The organism is Chloroflexota bacterium (assembly GCA_018648225.1).
In the GTDB taxonomy this organism is placed as follows: domain Bacteria; phylum Chloroflexota; class Anaerolineae; order Anaerolineales; family UBA11858; genus NIOZ-UU35.
Genome location: JABGRQ010000027.1, coordinates 1 through 17,661 on the forward strand (window position 1 = coordinate 1; position 17,661 = coordinate 17,661).

Below are 17,661 nucleotides of genomic sequence, written 5' to 3' on the forward strand. Positions count from 1 at the left end.
CACCATTGAAACGGCTATATTTGAGATCGAATAAAGCCCGGTTGGCATCGGGCAGCGCATATTGCTGGGTGGTTGCCTGTATCGGAATTTCCATCGCCAAATCCAGCAATTCGACCCCATCCTGATAGGTTGCATTGGCAACACTGCGTAGAGTCCGCTCAGCATAGATGAGGTCGTATGGCATCTCAGGGATCGGCGACATATAAATGGCGTTAATTGCCAGAGTTCCCCCAGGGCGCAATTTCGCGAGCATTTTTGGCACCAATTCTCCAGCCGGAGCAAAGATGATAGCGCGATCCAATGTATTTGGCGGAGTATCTTCCGAGCCGCCAACCCAGGCCGCGCCCAATTCCAGCGCATGGTGACGATGGTCAGGCGAACGCGTGAAAACATAGATTTCACAATCCCAATGGCGGGCAACCTGAATGGCAAGATGAGCGATGGCCCCAAAACCTACCAGCCCCAAACGCTCTCCTGGCTCCAAGTCTGCCTGTTTCAATGAACGATAACCAATTATGCCCGCACACAGGAGCGGGGCGGCGTATGCGCTAGTCAGACCTTTGGGGATAGGCAAGGCATATTTCGCTTCGGCCAACATATATTCAGCGTAGCCGCCATCTATATGAAAACCGGTAAAACGCGCTTCAGGGCATAGATTCTCATTTCCAGAAAGACAAAAAGTACACTCACCACAAACATCATAGAGCCAGGGAACACCCACACGGCTGCCCAATGTGGGATGGGTCACGTCTTCGCCAAGTTGATCTACAACGCCAACCACCTGATGGCCAGGAATGATGGGCATTTTCGGGGGCAGAATTTCTCCTTCAACAGTATGAAGATCGGTATGGCAAACACCGCATACTTCAACGTGAATGCGAACTTGCCCGGCTTTCGCCTCAGGCAGCGGCGTATCTACCAGCGTGAGTGGATTATTTTCAACCTGTTGAAAATGGTTCAACTGCATGGCTTGCATGATGCTACCTCGCTTTCAAAGCAAATTTCGCAGGAATGGGCTTGTCAAAGGTTTTGGGGTACGTTATAATCACGCCGCTATTACGGGATGTGGCGCAGCCCGGCCAGCGCGCGCCGTTCGGGTCGGCGAGGCCGTGGGTTCGAATCCCACCATCCCGACAAAAACGCCAGTGAAAAATCACTGGCGTTTTTGTTTAGGTCAATGTATATTGGGCCACTGGTTACGGGCAGGTAAATTCTTTAACCTTGTGGAAGCGGGCATAGAAGGTGAGATGATGAGTACCACCACAACCATACATGGTAACTTCGTAATAGCCCATCGGGATGGTGTATTCTTTTTCTTCTTCCGCGAATAATTGGAACACGAAGACACTCGGTCCTTCGAGAATCAGTTTCATATAGCGCCCGGAGTCGTTTACGAGAGTAACATCAACCAGCCGTAATTGATCGCCCACGTCTTCGATATTTTCCTGGTCTTGCGGGCCATAATGCGATTTCATGCCACATTCGGGCACATTGATAACTTTATGAGTGGAGAGGTCTAATTCGCCTTTCACATTGATCCCGCAAGCGTACAGGATGTACTCATAAACGCCGCGCGCGGGCGTGTAATACCGCGCTTCGCCAGCCGGAATATGAAAATAATAATAGTCATGGCGGTCAAATTCCTTGGCGTCAAGCCGATACCAAATATCTCGCCCACTTTTATTGTTGATTGTGAGGCGGACGAGATCTGCATCTTGGGCAAGAACATTGGTTTGCGGAACAATGGCCGCAAAAACCAAAGCCACCAGCGTAAGCAGAAATACTATTCCACGAATGGTGTGCTGCTTTTTCATGTTTATCTCCTTTATGATGCTCAACGTACAAGCATTGCAAAAAATAACGAAGTAGCTGCCCAGATTCCTGAGCAGATATAAGCGAAACTGAGAATATCGTAGTGCAAAGCCAGTAGACTGTCAAGATTGAATGCAGCAGGCAAAATGTACTATGCCGAGGTGGGCAAACGCGGCATCTCCGGACCGGGCACATCGAGATAATCTGCCAAAGCTGCGGTGAGGGCAATACCATCATCCCAGAGGTATTCAATCTCGCCAAAACACATCGATTGTTCGTGCCCCTTACCACAGACCAATACAGCATCCCATGGCTGAGCCAGATCAAGCGCAAAGCGAATCGCGCCGCCGCGATCTGGCACGCGCCACAAATTTTTACCTTCTACTGCGCCGCGGGATTTCGCCCCCGCAATCATCTCTTCCAAAATAGCATCCAGCGATTCGGTGCGCGGGTCTTCGGCGGTCAACACAGTCAGATCTGCCAGTTCGGCTGAAACTTCGGCCATCAGACGGCGCTTTTCACGATCGCGCAATCCGGCAGAGCCAAATACTGCGATAATGCGCCCTTCGGTCATGGCACGACCCGCTTCAAGGGCGCGCCGCAATGCGTTGGGCGTGTGCGCAAAATCCACAATTGCCAGGAAATTCTGCCCCATATCGATAGGCTGCATCCGGCCCTGTATACCTTCAAGCGCTGCAACCCCTGCGCGAGCCGCGTCCGGTTCTATCCCCAAACCGGCAACGGTTACTCCAATTGCGGCCATGATATTATACACATTATATTCACCCAAAAGTTGAGTTTTTAACTCCAGCGTAAAACCGGGGCCAGCAAGCTCGAATGCGATCCCGGCAGATGTTGAGCGAATTGTATGGGCGCGAATATCAGCCTCGGGGTGCAATCCATAAGAAATTTGCTGAGTGGGAGGTGTAACCAGTGCATGTAGATAATCATACGATGGATCATCCCGATTCAGCACAGCGGTGCGGAAATTCCCGCGGGGCTTTGTGTGGGTGGCCGCTAAAGATGCAAAGAGGCGTCCCTTGGCCGCGCGATAAGCCTCATAGGTGCCATGATAATCGAGATGCTCGTGCATAATATTGGTGACTGCCCCCAAATCAAAATCACACGCCGCGACGCGTTCTTGCGCCAAGCCATGCGATGTCGCCTCCAGCACCACATGGGTCAAACCAGCATCCACCATCTGCGCGAGGTAGCGCTGCACATCGGGCGCTTCGGGTGTAGTGACATGGAAACCGGTATCGGCAACTTGTTCGCCGATCACTGCATTCACGGTCGAGATCATCCCAGCACGAATGTCTGCTGCCTTAAGAATTTCAAAAATAAAGTTCGCCGTGGTTGTTTTTCCATCAGTGCCAGTGACGCCAATCACCGTCAGCTTCTGCGCTGGAAAATCGTAAAAGGCAGCTGCCAGCGTTGCCAATGCTTTACGGGCATTTTGCACGCGGAAATAGTGTGCGCCGCTTTCGGGCTGTAACTGCGTGCCCAATACGGCTACCGCACCTTTGACTATCGCATCAGGGATATACTGATGCCCATCGACATTTTCGCCAGGAATAGCAACAAAAATACTCCCCGGTTGGACGCGGCGAGAATCGTGCGTGATCCCCGTGACGATCGGGTCATAGCCCAGCGTTTGCATCACCGAGGGTAAATGCTGAAATAAAGTAGATAATTTGTGGATATTTGAGGGTTGCAACATCTGTGGTTTGCACTGTTCTTGTGAAGGCTATGCCATCACAAAAGAATGATACCCCAATAAACAAGGGGAGTGGCAGAAAAAATCTACCACTCCTCTTTATTCTTTTCAATGCCAAATCCCTATCCGAAGAAGGGGGCAGTCAGCTACAAACTGTTCACGCCAATCTAGTGTAAACTTTGACGCAACTCTTCCAAGCTGCTGGCAACAGAATTATCGAGAACTTTATCGCCAACGCGGATTACCAGACCACCCAAGATGGAGGGGTCTACACGGAAACTCACGGATACTTGTTCACCAAGTCGAGCCTTAACAACATCCTGTTCTTTATTGGTGAGCGGAACCGCGCTGGTCACGTCAGCGGCCGCGCCCGATACAGACACGCCTTCCAACGCAACAACCTTACCACCCTCGACACCAGAGAAGAACTCATTAATCAAAGCGTGCTGACGTTCTTCGGTAAGCGCTTCACCAATCAGTTTCTGAGAAGCAGCAACGGCTAGCGCGGCAATCTGCCCGCGCACATCGGCCAACATACGGTCGCGCTCTAACTCAGCTTCTATCATCGCAGCATTACGCTGTTTTTCAAGGTCTTGCTCAGCAGATGCCTTGACCTGTTTAGCGGCTTCTTCCGCGCGCTGTGTGGCTTCGCTTACAACCTGATTTGCATTTGTTTGTGCTTCAGCCAAAATATTTTTGGCTTCCTCTTCCGCATTCTCGCGGGCTTCAGCCGCCACGCGGGCATCCTCTAATCCCTGAGCAACCTTGTTTTTGCGCTCTTCAAGCATTTTGACAATCGGCTTATAAGCCCACGCATAAAGCAAGACCGCCACAACAGAGAAGTTGAGAACCTGGAAGATGAAAAATCCTAAATTGATACCTAATTTTTCCATTGATCGCTCCGGTTTAGGCGGCGAAGATGATGATCAGGGCAACAGCCAGCGCGTAAATCGCGACTGCTTCTGCGAAAGCCATACCCAAAATCATATTTGTCTGGATGGTGGGGGTTGCGTCTGGATTGCGCCCCATGGCCTGAACGCCACCTGAGGCAGCAATACCGACACCAACACCAGCGCCAATCGCACCCAACATTGCCAAACCAGCGCCGAGTACTTTCATACCTGCGACAAAGAATTCATTAAACTCCATTTTTTCCTCCAAAAACTTTAAGTATTGATAATTTCTAGTGGTGGCTCTCCAGCGCGCCGCTAATGAAGACGGTAGCGAGCAAGAAGAACACATAAGCTTGAATAGCGCCGAAGAAGATCTCAAAAAGATACAACCCGGCAGGCAGGCCCACGGCTGTCAGTACACCGATAATTGAAAGCAACAGTGCACCAGCGAAAATATTGCCGAACAACCGGAAACCAAACGATAGGATCTTGGCAAATTCAAGAATAATCTCCAACAAACCCACCGCAAAGTTGATACCACCAAAAATACCACCGTGAATAACTTGCTTAATGGGGAAGAATTTCTCAAAATAGCTCATCCCTAAAGCCCAAACGCCGTAAACTTGCGTCATAAATACTGCAATGAAGGCTAATGCAAATGGGAAGTTTAGATCGGTTGCCGATCCACGCAAGAAGGGGACAACTTCACAGGCGTGACATACCGTTGTGCCGCCATGTTCTTCCACAGCCATTTCTTCGCCGTGGGCAACTTCTTCCTCACCGTGGGCAGCTACAACTTCAATCGGATGGCCCTTATCGAGGGTGTATACCCCCAGGCTACCCAGATCAAAAAGATGCTTCGATTCGTAAGCGGTACCTTCAATGTGCATTTCTTTCAACTGACCAATCGATTCAAAGCCCGGTGCGAGCTTGACCATGTTGGCTGTGAAGACAATCAGGAAAATCGTGGCAACAACGGGGAAGATGCGCTTCCCCCATTTTGCTCCTGCTGATCCTTCAACTGAATTCCACAAGAATTCAATGATGGCCTCGAAGGCATTATAAAATCCTTTCGGCACAAGGCTGCCCTTTTTAATGAAACGCCATGCGCTAAAGGCCACTAAAAGCAGAACAAAATCTGCCAACAAGGTCGCCAAAATCGTGTTGGTGATTTCAAATCCGCCAATGGCCAAACCTGTGGGTTCAGGAGGCAAAACAACAACCGGTGTGATCGGTCGCAGGAATGTCGGACCCATGAAAGAGACGTAAATCCCCACGCCAATCAAAGCCAGTACAATCCACCGTTTTACCCCAAACCGTTTTTCTTGTTTTACATCACTACTCAACGGTTTCATCCTCCTTTGTAAAATTGGCCTGACCCTCTTCTGAGGGGGAGGCCTGAATATCTTTCACAACTTGTAAAGCTCGCCAATATGTCAGAGCAAGTGATAATGGCGCTGAGACTAATACAAGAATGATGGTAATAATTGGTTTTTCTGTGCCAATGATACGATCAAGCCACAAGCCGCCGAATACGGCGGCTAATACGATCATAAGAGTTAGACATCCTATTTCCCCACCAAGCGCAACCGTACGCATAACAAATGGCTTCTGGGCAGGAGTCTTTGTAGGTTCGCTGACTTGGCTCATCGCGGCGCATTGTAACACAGAATTTTACAGCACGTCAACAAATATTTGAAATATTAATCACAAATCCCCAAATAAGGCGATGTCGTCGGGATTTGGCTCATCCAAATGGGCGAGAGGAACGACGACAGTCCACCAAACGCTGTTTTTAGTGAACTGCCGTCGCTTGTCATACTAAAATAATCCGGCAGCCGCGCCAGATGACCAGGTAAACCAGGGAGCAAAGAAAGCGCCGAGTAATAAAATACCCAATGAAAGCACCGTCAGCGCAATACGGTAAGGGCGGCTGATTATAATTGGTTGATCTTCTTTCTCAGAGCGATACAAATAAACTCGTTTCAGCACCACTAAATAGTAGTACAGACCGATAATTGAGTTCAAAATACCGACAAAAGCCAACCATATCCAGCCATCTTTTACGGCGGCGGCAAAGACCAAGACTTTGGCGATAAACCCGCCAAAGGGAGGCATACCAGCCAGAGAGAGGAAAGCAACCAACATGACCAGCGCCAGGCCCGGTGAACGACGGCTGAGGCCGTCATAGGCTTCAGTCTCATCAGAACCAAGTGCGTTCCCGGCGACGGCAATAACACCGAAGGCGGCCATGTTCGTCAGTAAATAGGCAATCAAGTAGAAGATCACGCTGGCAATGCCCAACTCTGAAAAAGTTACCACACCAACCAGGATATAGCCCGCGTGGGCAATCGACGAGTAGGCCAGCATACGCTTGATATTTTTCTGCGCCAGGGCGATGGCATTGCCGACGGTCATGGTGATTGTGGCAATCACAGCGAACAGCATCGTCCAGTTATCGGTCAGAGCTGGAAAGGCGCTCATAAAAACGCGCACCAAAACGGCAAATCCGGCTGCTTTGGATGCCGTAGAAAGGAATCCGGCCACGGGAGTCGGTGCGCCTTCGTAAACATCGGGAGCCCAGAAATGAAGTGGGAAGGCTGAAATTTTGAAGCCAAAACCCACCAAAATCAACAACATAGACAAAATTACGACTGCAAAATCTGTGCCAACGGTTTGAATAGCCAGCGCCAGATCGTAAAGACCAGTAACGCCGGTGAAACCAAAGAGCAGGCTGAAACCATAAAGCATCAGCGCAGAGGCCATTGCGCCGAAGAGCAAGTATTTGAAACCGGCTTCAGTGGATTTATCATCGCGCTTGAAGAACCCGGCTAACACATACATGGGGATTGATGTAGTTTCAATTGCCAGATAGAGCATAATCAGATCGGCGGAGGTTGCCATCAAACTCATTCCGATGGTTGAGACCAGCAAGAGTACATAGAACTCGCCGCGATTGCCGAGGCCGTCGACATCCATTGCCAAGAGGGCTGTAATTGCCGCACCAAAAATGAAGAGCATCTTGAAGATGAATCCAGCCCAATCGTGGCGAATCATCCCGCCCCAGAGCAGTTGACCCGAATCCCCTGGGGAGGCAAATGCCAACCCCAAGGCCAGAACCAACACCAGACCAAAGGCCGTTACCCATCCCAGGGCGCGGCGCTTCTCTTCGGGCCAGACCGCGTCAAAAATCAACACCAATCCAGCTACAACCAGCAAAAGGATCTCTGGCAAAATTGCCAGTATCATGGTTGAGGTAATGCTACCAAACACTAGGCACCTCCTAGCAGGCGCAGGATATTGTCGACGCCCGATTCAACCAGCGGCACCATCACCGAAGGGAATGCGCCAACAGTCATCAGAATTACAGACAAGAAAATCACCGCGACTTTATCGAGTACGGTTACATTACCAATCGGTTCGTGGTGGTCATCGCCAAACTCGAATTGCTCTGGCATTTTGCCAAAGAACACGCTGGTAATAATGCGAATAATGTAGGATGCGGTAATCACGATAGAAATCCCGGAGACAATCGCAATCCAGGGTTGATACTTCCACACACCCATGAAAATGGGAAACTCGGCGATGAAACCAGAGAAACCGGGCATACCCATTGAAACCATACCACCGATAATGAAGGCCAAACCAACCAAGGGCATTTTCTTGAAAAAGCCGCCCAGTTCGGGAATTTGGCGAGTGTGTGCCCGATCGTAGATCATACCGACGACGGCAAAGAAGAGGGCGGTCATCACGCCGTGCGAGAACATCTGCACCCCGGCGCCGATCATACCCTCGCGGTTGAGTGTAGCAAAGCCCATCGCCACCAGCCCCATGTGCGAAACCGATGAGAAACCGATCACATATTTGAAGTCGGTCTGTACCGAGGCGATATAAGCACCATAAACCACATTAACGATGGTTAATAAAATCACCCAGGGCATCCAGAATTTGGCGCCTTCAGGCAGCAACATAATGCCAACCCGCAGAGCAGCGAAGGCCCCAAGTTTCATCAGCACCCCGGCGTGGAACATCGAAACCGCCGTGGGGGCGGCGACGTGCCCATCGGGGGACCAGTTGTGGAAGGGCCAGATACCGCCCAAAATAGCAAAGCCCATAAAGACAAATGGGAACCAGAATTTCTGGAAGGCCAGCGAAAAGCCCGCCCCCTCGAGGGCGATCATATCGAAAGTGCCCAATCCGGATGTAAAGTACATTGCCAGCGCGCCGATCAGCGCGATCACCGAACCGATGAACAAATACAGGGTCAACTTCATAGCGGCGTATTCGCGCGTTTTTACCCATCCCCAAATGGCAATCAACAAAAACATCGGGAAAACAGCGATTTCGTAGAAGAAGAACAGCATGAACATATCCAGAGCTACGAAAACACCGAAGACGCCCGTTGCCAGGATGAATAAGAAGGCAAAAAATTCGCGCGGACGGTCGTCGATGCCCCAGGAGATGAGCACGCCGGTGAACATCACCACACCCGTGAGCAACAACAGCGGGACATTCATGCCGTCTACGCCAACGTAATACGAAATGCCTAATTGGGGAAGCCATGAGTATTTTTCAACAAATTGATACCCGCCCGCGGCGAGATCGTAGGAAAAGTACACCCACAGGGAGAGCAACAAGGCAAAAGCCGATGCTGCCAAAGCAGTCACACGGATTTCTGTCTTGCGCTCACCATTCATCAATAAGATGAGCATCCCCGTGATAAGCGGAGTAAAAACAATCACACTAATGATCGGAAATTGCATATTTCACCTCAGGTTAGTAGTTGGTTAGTTGATTAGTTCGGTAGTTATGTAGTTTTAAAACTCTGAACTATGTAACTAAGAACTACGCAACTAAGAAACTACATAACTAAAACAGCATCTCAACAGCCCGGTTGATTACATCCAGCAGCCAGGCAGGCCAAACGCCGAGCCAGAGCATCATCACCATCAGGGGAGCGATGACAAAAAGTTCGCGGGCATTGATTTCGGTGAGACGGTGTTCGCCAGCATGTGCCCAATGCTCGTTCAACGGGCCATGCAATACCTGCTTGATCCCTTTGAGGATATAAGCACCCGTAAACAACAACCCGATCATCGAAAGGGCTGTGAAGAGAGGGAAGGCCCAGCCTGCGCCCCAAGAACCGCGCACGACCAGAAACTCGGAGACAAAACCATTTAGGCCCGGTAAACCAAGCGAGGCCATTGATGTAAAGATGAGAATGCCGCCATACACCGGCACCAGCGGGAACAGGCCGCCAAACTCATCCAGGTTGCGGGTATGCGTCCGCTCGTAAATCACGCCTACCAGGAAAAACATCCCGGCAGCGGAAAGACCGTGGTTGAACATCTGCAAGACCGCACCATTCATAGCGATGGTGCCACTCTGCGTGCCCTGAGCATAAGCTGCGGCAGCAATGCCCAGCACCACAAAACCCATGTGGTTGACCGATGAATAAGCTACCAGCCGCTTGAAGTCTTTTTGGCCAAACGAACTAAAGGCGCCGAAGACAATCGCCATCACAGCCAAAATTGCCAGAACGCCTGAGAATTGGCGCGCTTCGGCAGGGAATAACGGCAGCACCAAACGGATGAAGCCATAAGCGCCCAGTTTCAGCAGCACACCAGCCAGAATCATCGAACCAGCAGTAGGTGCTTCGGTATGCGCGTCGGGCAGCCAAGTGTGGAAAGGCCACACGGGAACTTTGAGCGCAAATGCAATCGCAAAAGCCCAGAAAACAATTACCTTGACCGTCGCCACCGACAATCCCAATGGGCCGACATTAGTCAACTCGGTGATATTGGGCCAAATGACGAAGAGCTTTGTCAGGTCAAATGTATCGCCAACAATGCCCATCAACTGCACGGCCAACAAAAGTCCAAGCGAACCGGCCATGGTATAGATCATAAACTTAAAGGAGGCATACGTGCGAGATTTCACCTTCATGCCGCCCCATAATTCGCGCTCGCCCTTCTCGCTACCCCACTGATTGATCAGGAAGTACATCGGCACCAGACCAATTTCCCAGAAAACAAAGAAGAGTAACAGATCGAGGGAGAGAAATACACCCAGCATACCCGTTTCCAGCATCAGGAAAAGCGCCATATATCCTTTGACACGATCTTGCACGCTGAAGGAAGCCAGCAATGAGATCGGGGTCAGCAAGGTGGTTAATAAAACCATCGCCAGCGACACGCCATCCACTCCCAGGTGGAAAGATGATTTGATGGCCGCATACCAAGTATGTGTTGTTTCGAATTGGAACCCGGCCACCGCTGAATCAAAGTTGACCCAAAGCAACAACGTCAGGCCCAGGGGGATCAAACTCAGGATAAAGGCCGTCCAGCGGATCAGATTTTTCTCTTCGCTCGGCAACAGTGCAACCACAACTGCCGACAAGGCCGGAAGGAAAAGGATCAGCGTTAGCAAATTGCTTGCAATAAAATCCATTATTCGCTCCTCATCCTAAGGAATCAAACTGTACAGGTAATAGAATAGCGTGCTGAAAACCAGTATCAGTGTAATCACCATATACTGCTGCACGCGCCCGGTTTGGATCACACGAATGCTGCTACCAAATTTCTTCGCCACGTCACCCACGGCATCACCAAACCAGTTAATCGCCCAGTCAATCGTCGAGCGGAAGAATGTACCCACCGCAGGCACGGTGCGGGCAATGCCATGCAGTGCGCCATCAATCACGCCGCGATCCATCCACTGGTAAGAGAAAATTTCCGAGAACCAGATCGCCGGTTTGACAAAAATGACATCGTAAATTTCGTCGAAGTAATATTTGTTCTGGAACAACGTATATAGCGACCCCAACGGCTTTTTGAGCGGATCTTCCTGACCAACCTTGACATTGCGATAGACCAGCCAGCCGAAGAACAGGCCGCCCAGTGCCACGCCCAAAGAGGTTAGCAGCGGAACGATGCTAAATTTTACGCCCTCGGGGTGGTGCAGCAAAGTACTGCCGATCCAGTCGTGGAACCAGTTGGGGAGCAGACCACCGAGAACAGGGAACTCCTCGGGGATGCCGACCCAGCCATAGGTTACAGCAAAGAAAGCCAATATCGCCAGGGGCGTGGTCATTGTCCAGGGAGTCTCATGGGCGTGTTCGGCTTCCTTAGTGCGCGCTTCCCCCAAGAAAGAGAGCGTAATCTGGCGCATGGTGTAGAAAGCCGTCAGAAAAGCGGCGATCGCCAACACAATGAAAACCGTATAATGACCGTGGGCGAAGGCGTCGGCAAAAATCTCATCTTTCGACCAAAAGCCTGCCGTCACCAACGGGAAGCCAGAGAGGGCAAATCCGCCCAGCAAGAATGTCCAGAAAGTGACGGGCATCTTCTTGCGCAGGCCACCCATATTGAACATATCTTGCGGGTCTACGCTGTGATCGCCGGTATGATATACCCCATGCTCCATGCCATGAATCACCGAACCAGAGCCAAGGAAGAGCAGCGCCTTGAAAAAGGCATGCGTAATCAGGTGAAAAGCTGCCGCCACGTATGCGCCAATACCGAGAGCTGCGATCATATAACCCAATTGCGAAATGGTCGAGTAGGCCAGCACACGTTTGATGTCGTTTTGCGCGATTGCAATGGTAGCTGCAAAGAGCGCTGTGAACGCGCCAATAAAGGCCATTACCTTCATCGGGTCAGTCAGATGACCATGTTCCATCCCCGCCGAGAGCAGCGGGAACATGCGAATGACCATGTAGACGCCCGCCGAAACCATGGTGGCGGCGTGAATCATGGCTGAAACCGGAGTCGGACCTTCCATCGCATCGGGCAACCAGACATGCAGCGGGAATTGCGCCGATTTGCCCACCGTACCGATGAAGAGCAAAATACCGATCAATCCTGCAGCAGAGAGACCCAGGAACCCGGAGGGTTCGCTCGCCAAATGATGCAGGAATTCTTCATTGAAGAAAATCTCGCGGAAATTAAGCGTGCCAGCTTTCGAGTACAGGAACGCGATCCCCAAGAGCATAAAAACATCGCCCACGCGCGTAGTGATGAAAGCTTTGATCATCGCCGCCCGCGCCGAGGGTTTACCATACCAGAAACCAATCAGCAAATAAGAACACAAGCCCATGATCTCCCAGCCAACGAAAAGCGTTAGCAGGTTATCGGAGACCACCAGGGTGTACATACCGAAAGCAAACAAGCCAATAAACGCAAAGAAGCGTGAGTACATCGGCTCAATAGATGGAACGGTGTGCTTGTGCCCGTGGTCATCAGTGATGGTTGCGCCGTGCGGTGGTAAACCCTTGCGATCGTGGTCACCTTTAGGCTGGCCGAAATTATGGTAACCAACACTATAAAGGAAGATCATCAAAACCGTCCAGGCAACAAAGAAAAGTACTGCAGCCCCGAGGGGGTCAATCAGCACACCGATGCTGAACCAGGTTTCCCCGGTTGGTAGCCATTTGAGCGATGATGCAAACGGTTCTGCCCCAAGATGATGCGCGCCCGCCTGGAACGCACGCCAAAAAACCACCATGCTCCCGGCCCAAGAAAGCAACGCTGCACCCACTGCGATCGTATGGCTAAGCGCCCGATTACGATTGGTGAACAGTACAATCAAGAAAAAGGCCAGCAGCGGCGGGAGAGGGATCAGCCAAATCAATAGTTCTGTTGTCATAAATGCCTCACTAAAACGTTCAAACGCTTCAACATTCTAACGTTGCTACCACTTCATCAGATTAATTTCGTCTGCAACCACACTGGAGCGGCGGCGATAGAGCGAAATCACCAGCGCCAAACCAACGGCAACCTCCGCAGCAGCGACCGCAAAAACTATCACCGCGAAAACCTGACCGGTAATCATTGCCAGGTCGCCATAGCGCCAAAACGCTACCAGATTGATATTGACAGCATTCAGCATCAGCTCAATACCCATTAGGATAGCAATGGCATTTTTGCGGGCTAAAACGCCATATAATCCCAATGAGAAGAGCGCCGCAGCGAATATCAGATACCAGGATAAGGAAATCATAATTATCTCAGCCTCTCTACTTCTTCCAAGCCACAACAATAGAGCCAATCAGCGCTGCCAGTAGCAAAACTGAAGCTACTTCAAAAGGCAGTACATAGGCATTTGGCGATACAAGCACTTCGCCCAATTGAACGACAGGGTCTACTGCAGCATCCATTGCAGGCATCATCATCCCCACCGCTGATGATTTGCGCAACAATTGGGCAATGCCCACAAACAGCACCAAGCCCAACAAGGCCGCTACAATCCAATTGGCATTGGTCTGCGAGGTGCTATCCTGCATCACTTTGCGGGTAAGCATGATCGCAAAGATCAGCAAGATTGCAATGGCACCGATATATACCACCACCTGAACCACAGCCAGGAATGTGGCATTTAATAATACAAAGGTCGCCGCAACACCAAACAGGGTCAGCACTAACCACAAAGCACCATGGACCAGGTTTTGTGTCGTCACGACCATAAAGGCTGCTGAAAGCGTCATAGCAGCAACAATCAGAAAGACAATTTCAAGACCACTCATGAACACACTCCAAATCAGTTATCAGCAGCCTCAGGTGCTACTGCAACAGGTCGAGGCGGAAATTCCTGCCGCACACGGCCAGGGCGATTGGGTTCTACAGTCTTCAGAACCAGCATGGTACCCCACCCAACCAGCACATTCGCTGCCAACATAACCAGCACATAAAGCCAACGCGCAGCACCGGCTATTGCCAACGCTTTATCAACGATTGCCGTCACAATCAGAATGACAAGTGTTAACGGAGTGAGGAATTTCCAATTGAAGGACAAGAGCTGATCGATACGCACGCGTGGCAATGAGAGGCGTATCCATGTGATGAGGAAATAACCAACAAAGGTTTTGATATAGAAATAGAACAAACCCAAAATCGGCCAGGTTTCTGCCCCAGGGCCGCGCCAGCCGCCCAGAAACAACGTGGCAATCAAGGCACCAATCGTCCAGACATGCAAGAATTCGCTCACATAGAACATGCCAAAGGCCATGCCTGAATATTCTACATGGAACCCGGCCACAATCTCCGATTCAGCTTCGATCAAGTCAAATGGAGCACGTCCCACTTCAGCCATCGAGGTAATCAAAAAGATCAACCCGGCCAATGGAGCAATTACAATAAACCAGGTGGATTGAGCCTGGACAATATCATTAATCCCCATCGAGCGTGCCAGTAACACCGGGATCAGCAGGGTCAGCACCATAGGCACTTCATAAGAAACCATCTGAGCCACAGCTCGAAAAGCGCCTAATAATGCAAATTTATTATTGGAAGACCAACCTGCCATCAAAATGGCTACGATCCCTAAAGAGCCAACGGCCACAATATACAAAACGCCCACATTGATGTCGGAGCCGACCACAGTCGCAGCCATCGGAATGACGGCCCAAATTAGCAGCACAGAAGCAATTGCCAGGACTGGCGCTATATTGAAGGCGACTTTATCAGCGCCATCAGGTGTGGTGATTTCTTTGGTAAAGATTTTGATAATATCAGCAATCGGCTGAAGCAGGCCAAAAGGCCCCGCCCGGTTTGGCCCAATGCGGTCTTGCAAGCGACCAGCGATCTTGCGCTCAACCCAAATCAGCACAACCACTGTCAGAAGGCTTGCTGTTACGAGAATGGCAGCTCCCACAAAGAGCGAGAGTACCGCCACCAGCTTTTCGCCCAGACCCCATCCGAGCAATAGATCATTAAACCACTGAGAAATCAGATTAATCGGATCACCCATTCGACATATCTCCTACACCAACGAGAGCGATACAACTCGTTGTTAATTTGAGACAAATAAAAAGGCTGGAGAAAATCTACAGCCCTTTTACGCCCACTCTAATGCGCCCTTCCGCCACGCATACATTAAACCTGCCAATAGAATGGCGATAAAAATAACCCCCTCCATAACCGCGAACATGGGCAACTTGTCATACGCGACGGCCCACGGAAACAAAAATACGGTTTCGATATCAAAAATCAGAAATACCAACGCAAAAATATAATACTGAACTTTAAACTGTACCCAGGCATCACCAACCGTTTCCATACCACACTCATACGTTTCTTGCTTTATAGCATTCGGTTTACGCGGCGCAACCCACCTGGGCAGTATTACGGCCACCGCTGGAATCAAAATGGCTGCAATAATAAACAAACCAATATAAAGCCAATTATCAAGCATAGAAACTCCTTTAGAACTTCAAAACACCCATAAACGGGCAAATATGCGCGGAATATTGCGCATATTGCTACCAGGCAACTAACCGAGCCAGATTCTACCATAAATGATATAGAGAGATACGGACATCCTTCATAAGACTTTGTGATATTTATCTATAACCAATTGCCAGGCAAGCCCAAATAGGGGTGTTTAATATCTGTACTCCCGTTTGAACGACCCCAGAGTTTCTACTCATGTGATATTGTCAGAGCAGATCGCTGAGATCAATCTTTTTAGGGTAAACTATTAGGACATTCACAGGCGAATCTGGTAAAAAAGATGGAGTACCGGACTCCTGTCGAGTGGGTGCAAAAAAAATAACACGAACCTGCCCCAATGGATGCGCCATGAAAATGGATACAAACTCAACCACCCTCATGCTTCAAACCAGCCAGCAGCTAAAACAGATTAGCGAACACCTCAACAACATCTGCGACCGCCTGACTGAAGACAAGCAGCTATCCACCAACCCGATCGCGGCGGATATTTCGGAGGTCTCCAAGCAGATTCGCCACACCGCTCAACAAGTATCCAGGCAACAAGATAAACTAAAAGACCTCCAAGCCCTGGCCGATATCGGCCAAATAATAAACTCATCATTAGAATTACCCGAAGTATTGCGCATTGTGATGGATACCATCGTGCGCCTGACGGGCGCGGAACGTGGATTCCTGATGCTACGCGACGAAAACGATGAGTTACAAATGCGCGTGGCGCGTAACTGGGAGCAAGAATCCATTCGGGATGCCGACTTCAAGATCAGCCGCACCGTGATTGACCGCGTAGCCGAAGAAGGCCAACCCATTGTCACCACCAATGCCATCGAAGACCCGCGCTTCGGCGGGCAAGACAGTATCATCGCCTATAACTTGCGTTCCATCTTATGCGTACCACTCAAAGTCAAGGATGTGCTTACCGGTGTTATCTACGCCGACAACCGCATCCGCACCGGATTATTCGCAAATTCTGACCGTGACTTACTGGCCGCATTTGCCAATCAGGCCGCGGTTGCCATCGAAAACGCGCGCCTGTTCGCCTCTGTGCGCCAAACCCTGGCTGAAGTCACCGAACTAAAAAATCTGATGGATAATGTCTTCGCCTCAATTGCCAGCGGTGTACTCACTACCAACACTCAAAACCGAATCACCCTGTGCAACCGCGCTGCTGAACAAATTCTGGCCCGCGCAGCTGATTGTATGATGCAAAATGAACTCCACGACTGCCTGCCCGAACTGGCTGATGAGCTAAGTGAACCCATTGATCTGGTACAGCGCTTCAACCAGACCATCATCGGCATGGAGATCAACTCTACACTGCCAGAGCGCGGCCCTGTGAACCTGCGGTTGAACTTCTCGCCGCTCAAAGACGCGCAAGGGGTTGCTATCGTTTTGGACGATGTCACCGAGCGCAAACGACTCGAAGCCCAGCGCAGACTCTTCGAGAAAATGGTTTCCCCGGCGGTGATCAAGCAGCTTACACCCGACCGCATTCAACTCGGCGGTGAACGCGCCACAATCACCGCCCTATTTGCTGATATTCGCGGTTTCACCAGTTTCAGCGAAAAACGCTCCCCAGAAGAACTGGTCTCAATCCTCAATCAATATCTTGCGGCTGCTGCCGACGCGGTGCTGACCGAGGAGGGTACCATCGACAAGTTTATGGGCGATGCCGTCATGGCCTGGTTCAACGCCCCCATCCCCCAAGAGGATCATACGCTACGGGCTGTGCGCGCCGCCCTCGGGATTAGCGAAGCTATCCGCGCCTTGCACACAGAACTCCCCCCGGAGGCGCATCTGGACTTTGGTATTGGAATCCACTACGGGGATGCCGTGCTCGGCCTTGTCGGAACGGAAAAACGTCTTGACTATACTGCCATCGGCGACAGCGTCAACACCGCAAAACGTATCCAGGAAAATTCTGCCGCCAATCAAATTCTGATCAGCGCGTCAGCCTATCGGTTAAGGGTTGATGCGGCGGGAGGGGACAAAGCCGACAAGAAGTCTACCCTGT

The 17,661-nt window shown here is 50.6% G+C and carries 16 protein-coding genes and 1 tRNA gene; 2 read left to right on the forward strand and 15 right to left on the reverse strand.

Annotation, left to right across the window (positions count from 1 at the left end):
* The coding region (locus tag HN413_00855) for a zinc-dependent alcohol dehydrogenase family protein (GenBank protein ID MBT3388939.1) at positions 1–976 on the reverse strand (976 nt) is incomplete at its 3' end.
* An 83-nt stretch (positions 977–1,059) separates the two neighbouring features.
* Here HN413_00855 and HN413_00860 point away from each other — a divergent pair.
* Positions 1,060–1,134: transfer RNA gene (locus HN413_00860), tRNA-Pro, on the forward strand.
* A gap of 62 nt (positions 1,135–1,196) precedes the next feature.
* Here the strand turns inward: HN413_00860 and HN413_00865 are convergent.
* The 14 genes from HN413_00865 to ndhC form a co-directional block, all read right to left on the reverse strand.
* Positions 1,197–1,814: a hypothetical protein gene (locus HN413_00865; protein MBT3388940.1), complete on the reverse strand. Its 618-nt coding sequence runs from the start codon at positions 1,812–1,814 to the stop codon at positions 1,197–1,199.
* Positions 1,815–1,963: 149 nt separating this feature from the next.
* Positions 1,964–3,532: a UDP-N-acetylmuramoyl-L-alanyl-D-glutamate--2,6-diaminopimelate ligase gene (locus HN413_00870; GenBank protein ID MBT3388941.1), complete on the reverse strand. Its 1,569-nt coding sequence runs from the start codon at positions 3,530–3,532 to the stop codon at positions 1,964–1,966.
* A gap of 164 nt (positions 3,533–3,696) precedes the next feature.
* On the reverse strand, positions 3,697–4,422 hold the full coding sequence (atpF, locus tag HN413_00875; GenBank protein ID MBT3388942.1) for a F0F1 ATP synthase subunit B: 726 nt from the start codon (positions 4,420–4,422) through the stop codon (positions 3,697–3,699).
* 13 nt (positions 4,423–4,435) lie between these two features.
* Positions 4,436–4,678: an ATP synthase F0 subunit C gene (atpE, locus tag HN413_00880; GenBank protein MBT3388943.1), complete on the reverse strand. Its 243-nt coding sequence runs from the start codon at positions 4,676–4,678 to the stop codon at positions 4,436–4,438.
* Between the two features lie 34 nt (positions 4,679–4,712).
* Positions 4,713–5,777 (reverse strand): F0F1 ATP synthase subunit A, encoded by a 1,065-nt coding sequence (locus HN413_00885; protein MBT3388944.1) that lies wholly within the window; start codon positions 5,775–5,777, stop codon positions 4,713–4,715.
* Positions 5,761–5,976, reverse strand: a complete 216-nt coding sequence (locus HN413_00890; protein ID MBT3388945.1) for a hypothetical protein — start codon at positions 5,974–5,976, stop codon at positions 5,761–5,763. The genes HN413_00885 and HN413_00890 overlap by 17 nt, the downstream gene beginning before the upstream one ends.
* A 267-nt stretch (positions 5,977–6,243) precedes the next feature.
* Positions 6,244–7,695 (reverse strand): NADH-quinone oxidoreductase subunit N, encoded by a 1,452-nt coding sequence (locus tag HN413_00895; protein ID MBT3388946.1) that lies wholly within the window; start codon positions 7,693–7,695, stop codon positions 6,244–6,246.
* Positions 7,695–9,185: an NADH-quinone oxidoreductase subunit M gene (locus HN413_00900; GenBank protein ID MBT3388947.1), complete on the reverse strand. Its 1,491-nt coding sequence runs from the start codon at positions 9,183–9,185 to the stop codon at positions 7,695–7,697. The genes HN413_00895 and HN413_00900 overlap by 1 nt, the downstream gene beginning before the upstream one ends.
* A gap of 106 nt (positions 9,186–9,291) precedes the next feature.
* Complete coding sequence (locus HN413_00905) at positions 9,292–10,872, reverse strand: NADH-quinone oxidoreductase subunit M (protein ID MBT3388948.1); 1,581 nt, start codon at positions 10,870–10,872, stop codon at positions 9,292–9,294.
* Positions 10,873–10,887: 15 nt separating this feature from the next.
* Positions 10,888–13,068: an NADH-quinone oxidoreductase subunit L gene (nuoL, locus tag HN413_00910; GenBank protein MBT3388949.1), complete on the reverse strand. Its 2,181-nt coding sequence runs from the start codon at positions 13,066–13,068 to the stop codon at positions 10,888–10,890.
* Positions 13,069–13,113: 45 nt separating this feature from the next.
* On the reverse strand, positions 13,114–13,422 hold the full coding sequence (gene nuoK, locus HN413_00915) for an NADH-quinone oxidoreductase subunit NuoK (GenBank protein MBT3388950.1): 309 nt from the start codon (positions 13,420–13,422) through the stop codon (positions 13,114–13,116).
* 16 nt (positions 13,423–13,438) lie between these two features.
* A complete protein-coding gene (locus HN413_00920; GenBank protein ID MBT3388951.1) occupies positions 13,439–13,945 on the reverse strand; it encodes an NADH-quinone oxidoreductase subunit J in 507 nt (168 codons plus the stop codon).
* Between the two features lie 14 nt (positions 13,946–13,959).
* Positions 13,960–15,168 (reverse strand): NADH-quinone oxidoreductase subunit NuoH, encoded by a 1,209-nt coding sequence (gene nuoH, locus HN413_00925; GenBank protein ID MBT3388952.1) that lies wholly within the window; start codon positions 15,166–15,168, stop codon positions 13,960–13,962.
* An 87-nt stretch (positions 15,169–15,255) separates the two neighbouring features.
* Positions 15,256–15,612: an NAD(P)H-quinone oxidoreductase subunit 3 gene (ndhC, locus tag HN413_00930; protein MBT3388953.1), complete on the reverse strand. Its 357-nt coding sequence runs from the start codon at positions 15,610–15,612 to the stop codon at positions 15,256–15,258.
* A gap of 392 nt (positions 15,613–16,004) precedes the next feature.
* Here ndhC and HN413_00935 point away from each other — a divergent pair.
* The coding region (locus HN413_00935; protein ID MBT3388954.1) for a GAF domain-containing protein at positions 16,005–17,661 on the forward strand (1,657 nt) is incomplete at its 3' end.